Below are 13,657 nucleotides of genomic sequence, written 5' to 3' on the forward strand. Positions count from 1 at the left end.
GGGTTGTTGTTACGGCCGTTTAAACGTGATAAGGTCCTTCGCAAGGTTAGGATGACAGGCGGGTTCTGTTACCGCGCCGCCAACAGTTCCTTGTCGGCTTTGGTCAAATCAACCAACGCGTATTTGCGCTGGCCGGTGATGTTCATTTCGTCCAGCACATCGACCAGGCTTTGGTAGCTGGCCTGGTTGCTGGGTTTGATGAGCACCACGCCGCCGGGCTGCTGCTGAAACCGGAGCAGCACCTGGCGCAGGCCGTTGGCGGCCAGGGTGGTGCGGTGCAGCTGGTCGGTGGCCGGGCCAGGAGTGAGGCCGAAGAAGTAGCGCACCTCGCTGTTCTTATCGAGCAGCAGCGTGAGGGCTTTTTTCGGGTCGATGGGGGTTTCGGGGCCCGGCGTGGGCATGGCCAGCTCCATCACGCTGGGCTTGTTGAAGGTGGTAGTGAGCATGAAGAACGTCAGCAGCAGAAAGGCCAGGTCCACCATCGGCGTCATGTCGGGGTGGAAGGCGCGTTTGGTGGCGCGGGGCTTGCCGGATTTGGGGGCGGCGGTCGGTTGGATGCTGGCCATGCAGAATAGGGTTTAGTGAAACATAGCCTTTCAACGATGCTGCGAGGCGCCGTATTGCGTGGGGCCGGTTTCCCGCAGAGGAGCGCAGAGGTTTGCGCAGAGGTCCGCAGAGTTGTTCTACTGCCCGAATCGCCACAGCCGCTCCGGCGTGAGGCAGGCGTGCAGGCGCACGTCGCCGGCCCAGGCATCAGCAATGCGAGGCACCGGCGGCTCCAGGCTAATGCCAATTCGGAGCGTATCGGAGCGGCACTCTCGCAGAAACTGGTCATAGAAACCCTTACCATAACCCACGCGGTGGCCGGTTTCGTCGAAGGCCAGCAGCGGCACCAGCACCGCATCGAAGGCGGTGGGCGCTACCTCGGGCGCGTCGGCGGCGGGCTCCGGGATGCCCCAGCGGTTGGGCGTCAGTGGGGTTTCGGGGGTGAGGGCATAGTGGCGCAGAGTGCGGCCGTCGGACTGCACCACGGGCACGGCTAGTTGCAGGGCTAAAAAATCAGCCCACAACTGGCGGATAAGCGGCCAGGTGTCGGGCTCGTGCTGGCGGGCAATCGGCAGAAACAGGTGCAGCCCCCGCCACTGCGCCACCGGAAACCCGGCCAGCAGCTGCAGCCACAGCGCGGCACTGCGGCGGGCCACCTCCGTTTCGGGTAAGGCCAGGCGGCGGGCCAGGGCGGTGCGGCGGAGGTCAGCTTTATTAATCACTGATTTTCGCTGATTGGATTGATTGCGCTGATTTTTTGGCCGGTCATTACGTTAAGTTTTGGCTGGAACCGGTTAGTCCAGGGCAGTTACGTTGAAGCCTACTTTAAACTGCATGCCCGCCAGCCGGGCCCCGAGCGACATCTTCTCCCAGGTTCCCTGGCTGGTTTTGCGGATGTACGGAGGCTTGCCGAAATAGCCCAGCGCCGCGGAAAAATAGACATTCTTGCGTAAGTCGTGCATTTTCTGCGACGTCTGCGCCATGCCGCCCGCCACCCATTCCAGCGTCAGCAGAAAGTCTTCGTCCAGCACCAGATTGTCCGCCGTCAGGTCCACTACCAGCGGGCCGGTGTTGTTGGGGCGGCTGGAGCTATGCACGAGAATATCGCGGCGGTTGAGCTTCTCGTTGGATGGCTGGCCGTCGGGCAACAGCCGGTACAGGTTTACGCGAAACGTGAGGTCGATGCTGTCCTGGTACAGCAGGTTGAACCGGGCCTGCTGCACTTTAGTGGGCTGGTGGCGCAGGTTGATAACAACGCCTATTTCGGCCCCGTGGCCCTCCGCCGCCATACCGGCAATTATCATCTCCGAGGTGCTATTGTTGCCCAGCGTCAGGCGGCGCTTGAAAAGGCCCGGTGCCTGCACCCGCACATCGGCCAGTGCCACGGCCGCTGGCGCCAACTGCGCTTGGGGCTTCACCAGCAACTCCCCAAGCAGCACCTGCCGCGGCTCAAACCCAATGCTCGACAGGCGCACCGTGTCGGTGAGGTTGGCGGCGGTGTAGGAGAGCTGGTAGCGCCCCTGCTCGTCGGCCACCGTGCCCACGTCCTTGCCCGGAATACCGATGTTGGCGTAAGGCACCGGCTGGCCCGAACCGGTTTCCGTAACAGTGCCCGTCAGGGTTTGGGCCCGCGCCGCCGACCCTAAGGCCAGCAGTAGTAGCAAGAATCTAATAATTTTAAACGGGTTGGCTACGCGCATAGGAGGAGAAGTAGGTGTACTCTCCCCGGATACCCAAAACCCATCCGACGGTTGCCTTATACTTCTTCCAGCAGCGTGAATTCCAGCGCCAGCGGGTCGAAGGCGTCGAGCAGCTGCTGAATGAAGTCGGGGTTGTTGATGAGGATGTTGAGCACGTTGTCGGAGCGCTCCTGCAAGCCGCCGCCGGGCAGCAGCTTGCCCAGCAGGCCATCGAGCTGCTGGTAGGCGGTTTCGTGCTTGGCTTCGGCGGCTTTGCTGAGACGCTTTTCGAGGTTGCTTAAAATGCCGCTGGCTTTCTGCTGCTCGGCAGCTACGGCTTTTACCAGCGAAGGGTCGAGGCGCTGGGCCAGCTCGGCCACCTGCTCGAAGGCGGCGGCCAGCTGCTGCTGCTGCGCGTGCAAGTCCACTTCTTCCTGGCCCAGATGCGCGGCCAGTTGCTTTTTTAGCTCCGGCAGCTTCTCAAAAATGGCGGTATTATTCAGCCCCAGCTTGCGCAGCTTGCTGGCGTTGGCTTTGCTGATGAACTGGGCGGAGTTGCGCAACAGCACGATGGGGAACGGCACGCCGTTTTCCTCGAACACGCCATTCAGCTGGAACCAGTACGCCACTTCGGCCCCGCCCCCGATGTAGCACAGGTTGGGCAGCAGCAGCTCCTGGTACAGTGGCCGCAGTACCACGTTGGGGCTGAACTGCTCGGGATGCGCTTCGGCCAGGGCCAGCAGCTCCGGGCGGCCCAGCACCCTGGCCGCGCCATCCACGGTCAGCGTCACCGAGTCGGTGGCCTGGTCGTATTCCAGCCGCTCGCGCTGGCCTTCTTCGGTGATAAAGAACAGGTTGAAGGGCCGGGCGTACACCTGGGGCTTGTAGCCGGCGGCTTCCAGGTGGGCGTCGGCGGCCTGCACGGTCTGGTAGGAGGCCTGGTCGCGCAGCTCGCGCGCCAGCACCGGGGCCAGCGCCTGCTTCAGCGTCGGCACATCGGCATCGAGGCTCACCAGCCCGTATTCGCCAAACAGGCCTAGCGCCAGCCGGTGGGTGGCCTCGGCCAGCGTCTTCGACTGCGCGTAGGCCTCGCGGAACAGCGCCGGCACATCGGCCGGCAACTGGTCGAGCACCTGCTCTTGTAAGCCGTCCAGCGCCATGCGGCCCACGGGCTGGCCGGTGGCGGCCGCGTTCCACTCGTACTTCTTGCCAAACAGGCTGAAATGGTTGATTTCGGCGAAGTCGTGGTCCTCGGTAGCCAGCCAGTACACCGGCACGAAATCGTACTGCGGGTACGCCTCCTTGAGCTGCCGGGCCAGCTTGATGGCCGACACAATCTTATAAATAAAGTACAGCGGCCCGGTAAACAGGTTGAGCTGGTGGCCGGTGGTCACGGTAAACGTGGTGTCCTGGGCCAGCAGCTTCAGGTTGGCCTGCACGGCCGCCGGGGCTTCGGGCAGGTGGGCGTACTGCTGCTGCAGCGCCGCTACCAGCCGCTGCCGGGCTTCCGGCGAATAGGCGGCCTGCTTTTCTTTTATCTGCTCGGCAAACGCATCGAGCGTCGGAAAACGGTGATAGAAAGGCTGCAGGGCTTCTTTCTGCGCCAGATAATCAACGAGTAAAGCGGAAAATGCGCCGGTTTCGGCGTAGGGGAGCGTAGTGACGGTCATGGGCGGATGGGGTAATCCGGCTATAACCGGCCAGACGCCACAAAGTAACGGGCTATTTTGGGCTGAAAGCTATTAGCTGTTAGCGGCTAGCTGTTAGCTTCCGGGAATTCAGCCCCAGGAAAGCTAACAGCCAGCCGCTAACAGCTAATAGCTCAGGATTAAACCAGCCGGCCGTACAAATCGAAGTCGGAGGCTTCCGTGATTTCCACCTGGGCGAAGTCGCCGAGGCGCACGAACGTGTCGTTGGTGGCGGGCACCAGCACTTCGTTGTCCACTTCGGGCGAGTCGTACTGGGTGCGGCCCACGAAGTAGCCGCTTTCCTTGCGGTCGAAGAGCACCTTGTAGGTCTGGCCGATTTTCTGTTCGTTGAGCTCCATCGAAATGCCCTGCTGCAGCTCCATAATCTGGTCGGCGCGGTCCTGCTTTACTTCGGCGGGTACGTTGTCTTCGAGCGTGTAGGAGTGCGTGTTGTCCTCGTGCGAGTAGGTGAAAATGCCCAGCCGGTCGAAGCGGGTGTCTTCCACGAAGCGGTACAAATCCTCGAAATCCTGCTGGGTTTCACCGGGGTGGCCGGCAATGAGGGTCGTGCGCAGGGCAATGTCGGGCACGCGCTGGCGGATGGTGTCGACCAGCTCGCGGGTGCGGCGCTGGCTGATGCCGCGGCGCATGGTTTTGAGCATGTTATCCGAAATATGCTGCAGCGGCATATCGAGGTATTTGCACACGTTCTCGCGCTCGTTCATCACGTCGAGCACATCGAGCGGGAACTGCGAGGGGTAGGCGTACTGCATCCGAATCCAGTCGATGCCCTCTACGTCAGAAAGGTGGCGCACGAGGTCGGCCAGCTTACGGGTGCCGTAGTGCTCCAGGCCGTAGTAGGTCAGGTCCTGGGCAATGAGAATCAGCTCCTTGGTGCCCATGGAGGCCAGACGCTTGGCCTCGCGTACTAGGTCCTCAATCGGCCGGTCGGTGTGCTTGCCGCGCATGAGCGGGATGGCGCAGAACGAGCAGGGCCGGTTGCAGCCCTCGGCAATCTTGAAATAGGCGTAGTGCGCGGGCGTGGTCAGCAGCCGCTCGCCCACCAGCTCGTGCTGGTAGTTGGCCTCCAGCTTCTTCATCAGCTGGGGCAGCTCCAGGGTGCCGAAATAGGCATCGACCTGCGGAATTTCGCGCTCCAGATCGTCCTTGTAGCGCTGGGAGAGGCAGCCCGTTACGTAGAGTTTCTCCAGCCGGCCGGCCTCCTTCTCGTCGGCGTAGCGCAGAATCGTGTCGATGCTTTCCTGCTTGGCGTTATCAATAAAGCCGCAGGTGTTGATAATGACGATGTTAGCGTCGCTCTGCTCGGCCTCGTGCGTTACCTCGAACTGGTTGGCCCGGAGCTGGCCCATGAGCACCTCCGAATCGACCACGTTTTTGGAGCAGCCGAGGGTGATGACGTTGACTTTATTGGCCTGCTGGCTTCTTACTTTCATGCTGAGATGGGTAGGCGGGCGGCCGGGCAATTATTTCTGAATGAGAAACTTGCCCGCTACGGCCCGCAGCGAAATTTCGGACCGCAAAGGTACGCACCCGGCAACGCCTTTTCCTACCCGGAAGGTTTCTTTGTGGCGTTTAGGCTATAGAAACAGTCATTCCGAGCGGAGCGAGGAATCTCGNNCGAGATTCCTCGCTCCGCTCGGGATGACGTTTTTATTAGCCGCCCCTACTTCTTGAACAGCGAATTGACGAACGTGGTCCGGTCAAAAAGCTGCAAATCGGTCATTTTCTCGCCTACGCCGATGTAGCGCACCGGCACCTGGAGCTGGGCCGAAATGCCGATAACTACGCCGCCCTTAGCCGTGCCGTCGAGCTTGGTGATGGCCAGCGCCGACACGTCGGTGGCCTTAGTGAACTCCTGGGCCTGCAGGTAGGCGTTCTGGCCGGTGCTGCCGTCGAGCACCAGCAGCACCTCGTGGGGCGCGTCGGGAATCACCTTCTGCATCACGCGCTTGATTTTGCTCAGCTCGTTCATCAGGTTCACCTTGTTGTGCAGGCGGCCCGCCGTGTCGATAATGACCACGTCAGCTCCCATTTCCACGCCTTTCTGCACCGCATCGAAGGCTACGGCGGCCGGGTCGGTGTTCATGCCGTGCGAAATAACGGGCACGCCCACCCGCTCGCCCCAGATGATGAGCTGATCCACAGCGGCTGCCCGGAACGTATCGGCGGCGCCCAGCACCACCTTTTTGCCTGCCGAGTGGAAGCGGTGGGCCAGCTTGCCGATGGTGGTGGTTTTGCCCACCCCGTTCACGCCCACCACCATAATCACGAAGGGCGATCCGGGACTGTCGGGCCGATCCAGAATGGCGCGCGAGCCGGTGGCGCTGCTGTTAGCATCGAGCAGGGCCACAATTTCCTCACGCAGAATCCGGTCGAGGTCGGTGGTGCTCACGTACTTGTCGCGGGCCACGCGCTTCTCGATGCGCTCAATCACCTTCACCGTCGTATCAATGCCCACATCGGCGTGCACGAGCATGGTTTCGAGGTCGTCGAGTACGGCCTCATCGACGGTGTTGCGGCCGGCAACGGCCTTACTGAGCTGATCGAAAAAACTGGTTTTCGTTTTCTGTAGGCCTTCATCGAGGGCCTGCTGCTGCTCCTTGTTTTCCTTGTCCTTCTTGAAAAAGTCGAAGAGGCCCATAGGGTTCTGGGGTCTGGGTTTGTGGGGTCGGGGAGAACTGAGTTAGCAAAGAACGTCATTCTGAGCAGAGCGAAGAATGACGTTCTGGATTCTCAAAACTGCTGTATGCAAAAAAGTCCCACGCTGGCGGGACTTCTTCACTTCGTATCAGGCCGCCGCAAAGGGCAACTGGCTACTTAACGCCGGAGCTGATGTACTCCTGTACTTTATCAACGGGTACCATTTCCTCGCGGAAAGTATAGGCACCGGTTTTCTCCGACTTGACGGCACGAATTACTTTCGCCCAGTCTTTGCCGGTAGCGGTCTTCAGGGTTGCTACTACTTTCTTTGCCATGACGCAGGTTACTTAATTTCCTTGTGAACGGTCATCTTACGCAGCACATTGTTGAATTTCTTCAACTCGATGCGCTCGGGCGTGTTCTTACGGTTCTTGGTGGTGATGTAGCGCGAGGTGCCCGGCTGCCCCGAGTTCTTATGCTCAGTGCATTCAAGGATTACCTGCACCCGGTTGCCTTTCTTAGCCATCTCGACGGGGTTTTTGGATTAAGGACTGCAAAGGTACAAGGGAAATCGGCATTGACAAATACTTTATTGATAATTGGGTGCTTAGCGTTTTAGATACTGGGCTGAAATGACAAATGCCGGCTTCGGGCCTGTGAAACAGCAGAATACCCCGCTGTTCCAGCCACCTACGCGGCGGTTGTATTACCTCTGTTGTGTTACTGGCGGATGCGCCACCCTAAACCCATCAGCCAGCGACTTACCCCGAAACTCTAGCCCTGGTACAAGGGCGTGGGTGCATGGTAGTGGGGTTTCACCGCAAGCCCCCATTTTTTCTTTAGCAATACGTACCAGCTGCCCACCGGGCAGGCGTACAGGGCGAGTGGGTGGCAATGGAGGCAGATTGGGCCATACCAAAGCCACTACTGCTCCCGGCCTAGGATGGCGCAGGCCGTAGATCGGGTCGCGCAATAGATGCAGCAGCGCGGCTACGGTCAGTACCAAAGCCAGTCCGCCCAACCAGCGAGGCAGCGGCAGCGTCAGCCAGGGCCAGAAGGCCAGCACCAGTAGAAAGCCCATGCCAAAGCGGTAGTCGGGAGCCAGCGTAAACCAGAACATTCCCCCCGCAGCCGCTACCAGCCAAGCACTCAGCCAGCCCGGCTGGGTGGCACTGGCTGCCGTTCGTCGGGCCCGCCACCAAGTTGCCAGCGGCGCCACAGCAGCCAGCAGTAGTAAGACCATTGTTACCGGCGAGTTGAGCCACTCCTGCTGCCACCAGCGCGGTAGCCATTGCCACGTCGTGTCGGTGGGGCCATACCAGTTGGCTCGGGGCAGGTCGCGGGCCATGTTGGTGATAAGCCGTTGCTCGACCAACACCAAGTCAGGTGGAATTCGCCAGTCAACCGGCAAGCCTGGTAGCCCCGGCAACGGATATGCTGGATAGCCCGACAGGACTAAATTGCGCACCAGCCATGGTAAGAAAATTGCCAGTGCAAGCCCTAGTAGCCCAAGCCAGTTTCGGGCGGTGAGTTCCTCGGCCACCCCCGCCAAGTTAGGCGCGCGGCTGGCTACCCATAGCGCGTGCAGCGGTAGCAGCAGCACGGGTAGCGCCGAAAGCTTGATGGTAACGGCCACGCCACTTAGTAGCGCCAGTAGCAACAACCGAGGCCACCCGGCACGGTTCCGAATACTATAAGGGCCAAAAAAACCGCTGTATAGCAGAAAAATGAAGCTCAGAAACACCAACAACACGCAGTCTGGTGCGGCGCTGGCCACCCAACCTCGAAACAGATAGAAATATATGCAAAAGAGTAGCAGCGCGGCTCCAGCCCAGGCTGTACGGCGGGCCTGCTTGTTTTGTAAAGCCCTCGTTACTCCCCGTGCCGCCGCCATGGCCAGCAAGGTATTCAGGTAGGGCGGCAGCGGATAGTAGGTGCCCGTAGGCGTAGGAATGCCGAATACGGCCGTCCCCAGGAATGAGTGCGAGTTGAAGGCTAGCCGCCCGTGCAGATTACCCAGGCCCGGCACCACGGCAAAGCGTTCCAGCCAGTGCAGATACTGCAGGTAATACAGCTGAGCATCGGGGTTGCGGCTGCCGAGCTGCTGGTATAGCAGCAGCACCAGCAGCAACAGGGCCAGCACGCCCATCCCTAACCACCACGCTACCGGACGCGGCATAGACCACCAGCGGCACAGCTCCGCAACCAGTGCCCGCCGCTGCCCCAGCAGCAGCCCTACCACCAGTACGGCCAGCGTGCCGCGCACGGCCAAGCTGCCCAATGGCAGTACCAGCGACACGGGCGCCAGCCCAACTAGTAGCAGGGCCACGCCTGCCAGGCTCAACACTTCCAGTGGCAGTGGCGGCACGGCCGGGCGGTTGCCCACCAGCGCCCGCCAGCCCGACCAGCCCAGCGTGGTTGTAACAAAAGCCAGCAGTAGCCAGCCTCCCAAAATAAGCAACATGAGGAATACGTTTGGCTGCTAAAGTAAGCGCCCTGCCGGTAGGCCTTCCTTTCCGACTGCAAGATGCCCGCGAAAATGCCCCGGTCTAGGAACCCAACTGCCTCGGGCGTTGTATCTTTGCGCTATGATGATGCTAGACCTGCCCGTAATTTCCAAGCGTGATATCCGTAAACTCAGCCCCGACGAGCTGAAGGCGTTTATGGTGGAGAACGGGGAGAAACCCTTTCGCGCCAAGCAGGTAAGCGAGTGGCTGTGGAAAAACACCGCCGGCTCGTTCGAGGAAATGAACAACATCAGCCTGGCCACCCGCGAGCTGCTGGCCCGCCACTTCGTCATCAACGGCGTGCAGGTGCAGAACCAGCAGGTAAGCAACGACGGTACTATCAAATCGGCCTTCCGGCTGTTTGATGGCAACATTGTGGAAGGCGTGCTCATCCCGCACGATACGCGCATGACGGCCTGCATTTCGTCGCAGGTAGGCTGCTCGCTCACGTGTAAGTTCTGCGCCACCGGCTACATGGACCGCAAGCGCAACCTCGATGCCGCGGAGATTTACGACCAGGTGGTGCGGATCCGGGAGCAGTGCGAAACCCAGTACGGCACGCCGCTCACCAACATCGTGTACATGGGCATGGGCGAGCCGCTGCTCAATTACGCCAACGTAGTGAAGAGCATTGAGCGCATTACGGCGCCCGATGGCCTGAACATGGCCCCGCGCCGCATAACCATCAGCACGGCGGGCATTGCCAAGATGATTAAAAAGCTGGCCGACGATGGCGTGAAGGCCAACCTGGCCCTGAGCCTGCACGCACCCAATGACACGAAGCGCAACGAAATCATGCCCATCAACGAGGCCAACTCGCTGGCGGCGCTGGAAGAGGCCCTCAAATATTACCACCAGGCTACCGGCCGCAAGGTTACCTACGAGTACATTGTGTTCGAGAGCTTCAACGACACGCTGCAGGATGCCGAGGAGTTGTTCCAGATTTCGAAGTGGCTGCCCTGCAAGGTGAACCTGATCGAGTACAACCCCATCGAAAACGCCGACTACCGCAACACCGGCGAGGCCAAGCTGCTGGCTTTTCACAAGTACCTGGCCGACCGGGGCGTGCAAACCAACCTGCGCCGCAGCCGCGGTAAAGACATTGACGCCGCCTGCGGGCAGCTGGCTGTGAAGCAGCCACAGGAGCCGGCTGCATAGCCGGGCACGCTGATTAGCCACCATTAAAACAATCGGGGCCGCTGCAGATGCAGCGGCCCCGATTGTTTTAATGGTGGCTAACTCAAGTTGTGGAGGTCGGTGTAAGGGCGAAGCCCCAAGCCTTCCGCAGCTTGGGCTATGTATGGTCTGTTAACGGTCAAGTTTATCAAGGTCAGTGAAGAGCACCAGTACCTCGGGGCACTGTGGGGCCATTAAGGCTGCAATTTTAACTCCCAGCTTTTCCATGCCTTCTTTGTTGAGGAAAATATCGGCTCCGTAAAGCTGGCTGAGCTGCTTGGCGTGTGGTTTGAGGTTCTTGCTCAGCACTTCGGTGAGGGTCTCCATGCGCTTGGCCAGGGGAAGCTTCCGGAGCTCGGCCACCCGGGGAGTGAGGTCGCGGCACATGGCCGTAGCAATGGGCTGCAACAGCTTGGTTTCCTCGGGTTTCACTCCTTGCTGCTGGTTTACCTGCTCGCCGCCTAAGCGCATAAACAGCTGCTGGCCCACGGGGCACTCGCGCATCATCAGCAAGCCAACCTTGCGGCCCAGCTGCTCGCCCTGCTCGCGGGCGCCTTGCTCGCCTATAGTGGTCAGGAACGTGGCCAGCTCGTCGTTGCTGGCTGCCGCCTGCAGGAACAGGCGGCTAAACAGCTGCTCGGCTTCGGCTTTCGACAGCTTGGTGAGGGGATTTTTCTGGTTTTCCACTTCCAGCCGCCGGCACATATCGGCGCTTACCTGCTGAATCAGCCGCTGCTGGGTAAGACTGTCGGTGGCGGCAGGGGAAGTTGTCTGGGCGCGGCCGAATAAAGGTGCCACGACGAAAGCAAACAGGACAATAACTCGGCGTATAGTATTTTTCATAGTGCCGAAAGTACGCCAAAAACCCGGCTATGCAGCGGCTGGTTGCCGCGCGCTTAACCCTGCCATTTGCCCTCGGCAGGCGGGCGGCCGGTGGCTTTTTCGGCGGCGCTTTCGCCCTTCGGTATTTCGCGGGTTTCGATGCGCACGGCGTGGGCTTTGGGCTGTACTTTCTGGCCGAAGGCGTCGGCAAATTCCTGGGTGAATTCGGCCCCGAAGAATACAATCAGCGAGGAATAGTTGATCCAGACGAGCAGCACGATGGCCGAGCCGGCCGCGCCGAAAGCCGAGCCGGGGCTGGCTTTGGCGATGTAGAAGGCAATCAAAAACTTACCCAGTACGAACAGCAGCGCCGTGATAAAAGCGCCCACGCCCACATCCTGCCAACGAATGATGGCATCGGGTAGAAAGCGGTAGATGAGCGCGAACAGCAGCGTGGTGATACCGATGGAAAGCAGCAGATCGACTATTTTGATGGCAAACACGCCAATGGCCGGAAACCACTCCCGCAATTGGTCGGTGAAGACGCTGAGCACGGCGCTGATAACAAACGAAACCAGCAGCAACAGGGCCACGCTCAGAATCAGGCCAAACGACAGGAAGCGCTGCTTCAGAAACTGCCCGATGCCCACGCCCTCGGTTTTCACCTTCAAGTTCCAAATGTCGTTGATGCTCTCCTGCAGCGTTACGAAGAACGTGGTGGAGGCAAAAATAAGCGTGCCCAACCCGATAACGGTGGATACCAGCCCCTGTTGCTTGACGGTAAACTCGGTAATGCTGTTCTGCAGAAACTCCGCTGAGTCCGGCCCGATCAGTCCGCGAAGCTGCCCGTAAAGCTGGCCGGTTACGGCCTCGCCGCCGTAGGCCGCGCTGGCCACCGTAATAACAATGAGCAGCAGCGGCGGCAGCGAAAAGATGGTGTAATAAGACAACGCCGCCGCGTGGCGGAAGGAGTTGTTTTCCATAAAAGCACTGGCCGACGATTTTAATACGGCAATGACGTCGGAAAAGCGGTAGTGATAAGCCATGTAGACAGAAAAACAAAAAGAGTATGCAGCTTGCTAATACGGCAGCATTCGGCCGGGCGTTCGGCTACCGCCGTCAAAAGGGAGCTACCTGGCCCGGTCAGCCAACTGCACCGGGTGTGTCGGTGCGGGCTGTTTCGATATCTTCGTCGGTTATTAACCAGTCAAAATCATGCGCAATATTCCTGTTCTGCTCAATATTCCTGTTCTGCTGCTGCTAACCCTGGGCGCGGCTACAACGGCCTGCCAGCCCCAGTTGGCTGCCACTACCACGGCCAAATCTGGCTCGCCGCTGCCTGTGGCAGCCGGTGGCACATACCCGGCCGCCGAGGGCTTCGATGCGGCCGGCTCCGACGCCCGCGCCCTAACCCTGGCCGACCAGGTAATGGAAAAGATGGGCGGCTACGGGGCCTGGCAGCAAACCCGCCTGCTGGGCTGGGACTTCCTCGATGGTTCGTACCAGCTCTGGGACAAACAGACGGGCGACTTCCGCTGGCAGAAGGACAGCACGGTAGCCGTGTACAACCAGCAAACCAAACAGGGCAAGGCCTTCCGCAACGGCCGCGACATTTCTACCACCCCCGACGGGGAGAAGCTGCTCAGCCGCATGTACCCAATTTGGGTGAACAACTCGTGGTGGCTGCTGATGCCCTTCAAGCTCAAGGATTCGGGCGTGACGCTGACCTACAACGGCCCCGGCCAGCTCATGAGCGGCCAGCCCGCCGAGGTGCTTACCATGACATTTAAGAACGTGGGCGTAACGCCCGACAACAAGTATGAAGTGCTCATCGACCCCCAAACCAAGCTGGTGGAAGAGTGGGCCTACTTCCCTAAAGCCACCGACGCGCAGCCCGCTTTCCGCCGCCGCTGGACGGGCTACCAGCAGTACGGCCCCATCCTGCTGGCTACCGACCGCTCCGACGGGAAAGACAGCCGTGGCCTGGGCCACGTTTCGGCCTCGACCACTGTACCCGCCGGCCTCATGCAGAACCCCAAACCGGTTGAGAAGCTGTAAAGCGGAAGTAAGTAGTCATGCAAAAGTAATCGTGTATTGTTTGCCGACGTTTGTCAAGACGTCTTCAAGTCGTTGGAGCAGTGTTTGGTCGGTGGCATAGTCTTGTGGCCTTATCCAGTAATGCTTGCAGCGGTGCCAGAGCAATTCGATGTGGTTGAGTTCGGGACTGTAAGGGGGCAAAAACAACAGGCTCAGGCCTGCCGCTGCCCACTGTTTGTGGCAGGCCTGCACCACGTGGGCTTTGTGAATGGAGGCGTTGTCAAGCACCAGCACCGTAGGACCGCTGAGCGTTTGACAGAAGTCGTGGACAGCCAGCACAAACAAGTCGGCTGTCAGGCTGCCTTCGCGCAGATAGGCTTGCACGGGCTGGCCTGGCACATGCGCCTGCCAGAAGCCCAGCACCGAGTGCCCGCCCCGTCCGCGCACGGCTGGCAGGCACACCGGCGGCTGGCCGCGCCGCTGCCAGGCGTAGGGCACGGGGGCCTGGCGCGAGAACCGGCACTCATCCACGTAGACCACG

General features: G+C 60.2%; 14 protein-coding genes. 2 read left to right on the plus strand and 12 right to left on the minus strand.

All coding sequences use genetic code 11. The features are described from left to right. Positions 1–68: 68 nt before the first annotated feature. From J7E24_RS10435 to J7E24_RS10475, 9 genes are all read right to left on the minus strand, one after another. Positions 69–566 (minus strand): ExbD/TolR family protein, encoded by a 498-nt coding sequence (locus J7E24_RS10435; RefSeq protein ID WP_215137835.1) that lies wholly within the window; start codon positions 564–566, stop codon positions 69–71. 117 nt (positions 567–683) lie between these two features. After that, entirely contained in the window at positions 684–1,268 is a 585-nt protein-coding gene (locus J7E24_RS10440; RefSeq protein WP_317195642.1) for a 5-formyltetrahydrofolate cyclo-ligase, read from the minus strand. Between the two features lie 72 nt (positions 1,269–1,340). Continuing rightward, entirely contained in the window at positions 1,341–2,246 is a 906-nt protein-coding gene (locus J7E24_RS10445; RefSeq protein ID WP_215137837.1) for a carboxypeptidase-like regulatory domain-containing protein, read from the minus strand. Between the two features lie 56 nt (positions 2,247–2,302). Then, a complete protein-coding gene (bshC, locus tag J7E24_RS10450; protein ID WP_215137839.1) occupies positions 2,303–3,895 on the minus strand; it encodes a bacillithiol biosynthesis cysteine-adding enzyme BshC in 1,593 nt (530 codons plus the stop codon). 158 nt (positions 3,896–4,053) lie between these two features. Further along, on the minus strand, positions 4,054–5,367 hold the full coding sequence (rimO, locus tag J7E24_RS10455; protein ID WP_215137841.1) for a 30S ribosomal protein S12 methylthiotransferase RimO: 1,314 nt from the start codon (positions 5,365–5,367) through the stop codon (positions 4,054–4,056). Between the two features lie 230 nt (positions 5,368–5,597). Continuing rightward, the gene (ftsY, locus tag J7E24_RS10460; RefSeq protein ID WP_215137843.1) at positions 5,598–6,575 is read right to left on the minus strand and encodes a signal recognition particle-docking protein FtsY; all 978 of its coding nucleotides are present in this window, start codon (positions 6,573–6,575) and stop codon (positions 5,598–5,600) included. Positions 6,576–6,747: 172 nt separating this feature from the next. After that, positions 6,748–6,909 carry a DUF4295 domain-containing protein gene (locus tag J7E24_RS10465; protein ID WP_215137845.1) on the minus strand — a complete coding sequence of 54 codons (162 nt, stop codon included), beginning with the start codon at positions 6,907–6,909 and terminating at the stop codon, positions 6,748–6,750. Positions 6,910–6,917: 8 nt separating this feature from the next. Next, complete coding sequence (rpmG, locus tag J7E24_RS10470) at positions 6,918–7,100, minus strand: 50S ribosomal protein L33 (RefSeq protein ID WP_019946888.1); 183 nt, start codon at positions 7,098–7,100, stop codon at positions 6,918–6,920. A 180-nt stretch (positions 7,101–7,280) separates the two neighbouring features. Beyond that, entirely contained in the window at positions 7,281–9,038 is a 1,758-nt protein-coding gene (locus tag J7E24_RS10475) for an LIC_10190 family membrane protein (protein ID WP_215137847.1), read from the minus strand. A gap of 124 nt (positions 9,039–9,162) precedes the next feature. On the opposite strand from J7E24_RS10475, the gene rlmN reads away from it, so the two are divergent. Then, positions 9,163–10,239 (plus strand): 23S rRNA (adenine(2503)-C(2))-methyltransferase RlmN, encoded by a 1,077-nt coding sequence (gene rlmN / locus J7E24_RS10480; RefSeq protein WP_215137849.1) that lies wholly within the window; start codon positions 9,163–9,165, stop codon positions 10,237–10,239. A gap of 150 nt (positions 10,240–10,389) precedes the next feature. Here rlmN and J7E24_RS10485 read toward each other — a convergent pair whose 3' ends face one another. Both J7E24_RS10485 and J7E24_RS10490 read right to left on the minus strand, forming a co-directional pair. Beyond that, positions 10,390–11,100, minus strand: coding sequence for a hypothetical protein (locus tag J7E24_RS10485; RefSeq protein WP_215137851.1), 711 nt, complete (start codon positions 11,098–11,100; stop codon positions 10,390–10,392). A gap of 53 nt (positions 11,101–11,153) precedes the next feature. Beyond that, positions 11,154–12,125, minus strand: coding sequence for a YihY/virulence factor BrkB family protein (locus J7E24_RS10490; RefSeq protein ID WP_215137853.1), 972 nt, complete (start codon positions 12,123–12,125; stop codon positions 11,154–11,156). 169 nt (positions 12,126–12,294) lie between these two features. Between J7E24_RS10490 and J7E24_RS10495 the strand changes: the two genes are divergently transcribed. Further along, positions 12,295–13,137 carry a hypothetical protein gene (locus tag J7E24_RS10495; protein WP_215137855.1) on the plus strand — a complete coding sequence of 281 codons (843 nt, stop codon included), beginning with the start codon at positions 12,295–12,297 and terminating at the stop codon, positions 13,135–13,137. Between the two features lie 15 nt (positions 13,138–13,152). Here J7E24_RS10495 and J7E24_RS10500 read toward each other — a convergent pair whose 3' ends face one another. Then, complete coding sequence (locus tag J7E24_RS10500; protein ID WP_317195643.1) at positions 13,153–13,656, minus strand: transposase; 504 nt, start codon at positions 13,654–13,656, stop codon at positions 13,153–13,155. Between the last annotated feature and the right edge of the window lies 1 nt (position 13,657).

Origin of the sequence: Hymenobacter sp. ISL-91, assembly GCF_018613725.1 — a bacterium.
In the GTDB taxonomy this organism is placed as follows: Bacteria; Bacteroidota; Bacteroidia; order Cytophagales; family Hymenobacteraceae; genus Hymenobacter.

Bases quoted from the DNA above. Each gene is read 5' to 3' on its own strand.
- J7E24_RS10435 (WP_215137835.1), bottom strand. From the start codon at position 566: ATGGCCAGCATCCAACCGACCGCCGCCCCCAAATCCGGCAAGCCCCGC.
- J7E24_RS10445 (WP_215137837.1), bottom strand. From the start codon at position 2,246: ATGCGCGTAGCCAACCCGTTTAAAATTATTAGATTCTTGCTACTACTG.
- bshC (WP_215137839.1), bottom strand. From the start codon at position 3,895: ATGACCGTCACTACGCTCCCCTACGCCGAAACCGGCGCATTTTCCGCT.
- rimO (WP_215137841.1), bottom strand. From the start codon at position 5,367: ATGAAAGTAAGAAGCCAGCAGGCCAATAAAGTCAACGTCATCACCCTC.
- ftsY (WP_215137843.1), bottom strand. From the start codon at position 6,575: ATGGGCCTCTTCGACTTTTTCAAGAAGGACAAGGAAAACAAGGAGCAG.
- J7E24_RS10465 (WP_215137845.1), bottom strand. From the start codon at position 6,909: ATGGCAAAGAAAGTAGTAGCAACCCTGAAGACCGCTACCGGCAAAGAC.
- rpmG (WP_019946888.1), bottom strand. From the start codon at position 7,100: ATGGCTAAGAAAGGCAACCGGGTGCAGGTAATCCTTGAATGCACTGAG.
- J7E24_RS10475 (WP_215137847.1), bottom strand. From the start codon at position 9,038: ATGTTGCTTATTTTGGGAGGCTGGCTACTGCTGGCTTTTGTTACAACC.
- rlmN (WP_215137849.1), top strand. From the start codon at position 9,163: ATGATGATGCTAGACCTGCCCGTAATTTCCAAGCGTGATATCCGTAAA.
- J7E24_RS10485 (WP_215137851.1), bottom strand. From the start codon at position 11,100: ATGAAAAATACTATACGCCGAGTTATTGTCCTGTTTGCTTTCGTCGTG.
- J7E24_RS10490 (WP_215137853.1), bottom strand. From the start codon at position 12,125: ATGGCTTATCACTACCGCTTTTCCGACGTCATTGCCGTATTAAAATCG.
- J7E24_RS10495 (WP_215137855.1), top strand. From the start codon at position 12,295: ATGCGCAATATTCCTGTTCTGCTCAATATTCCTGTTCTGCTGCTGCTA.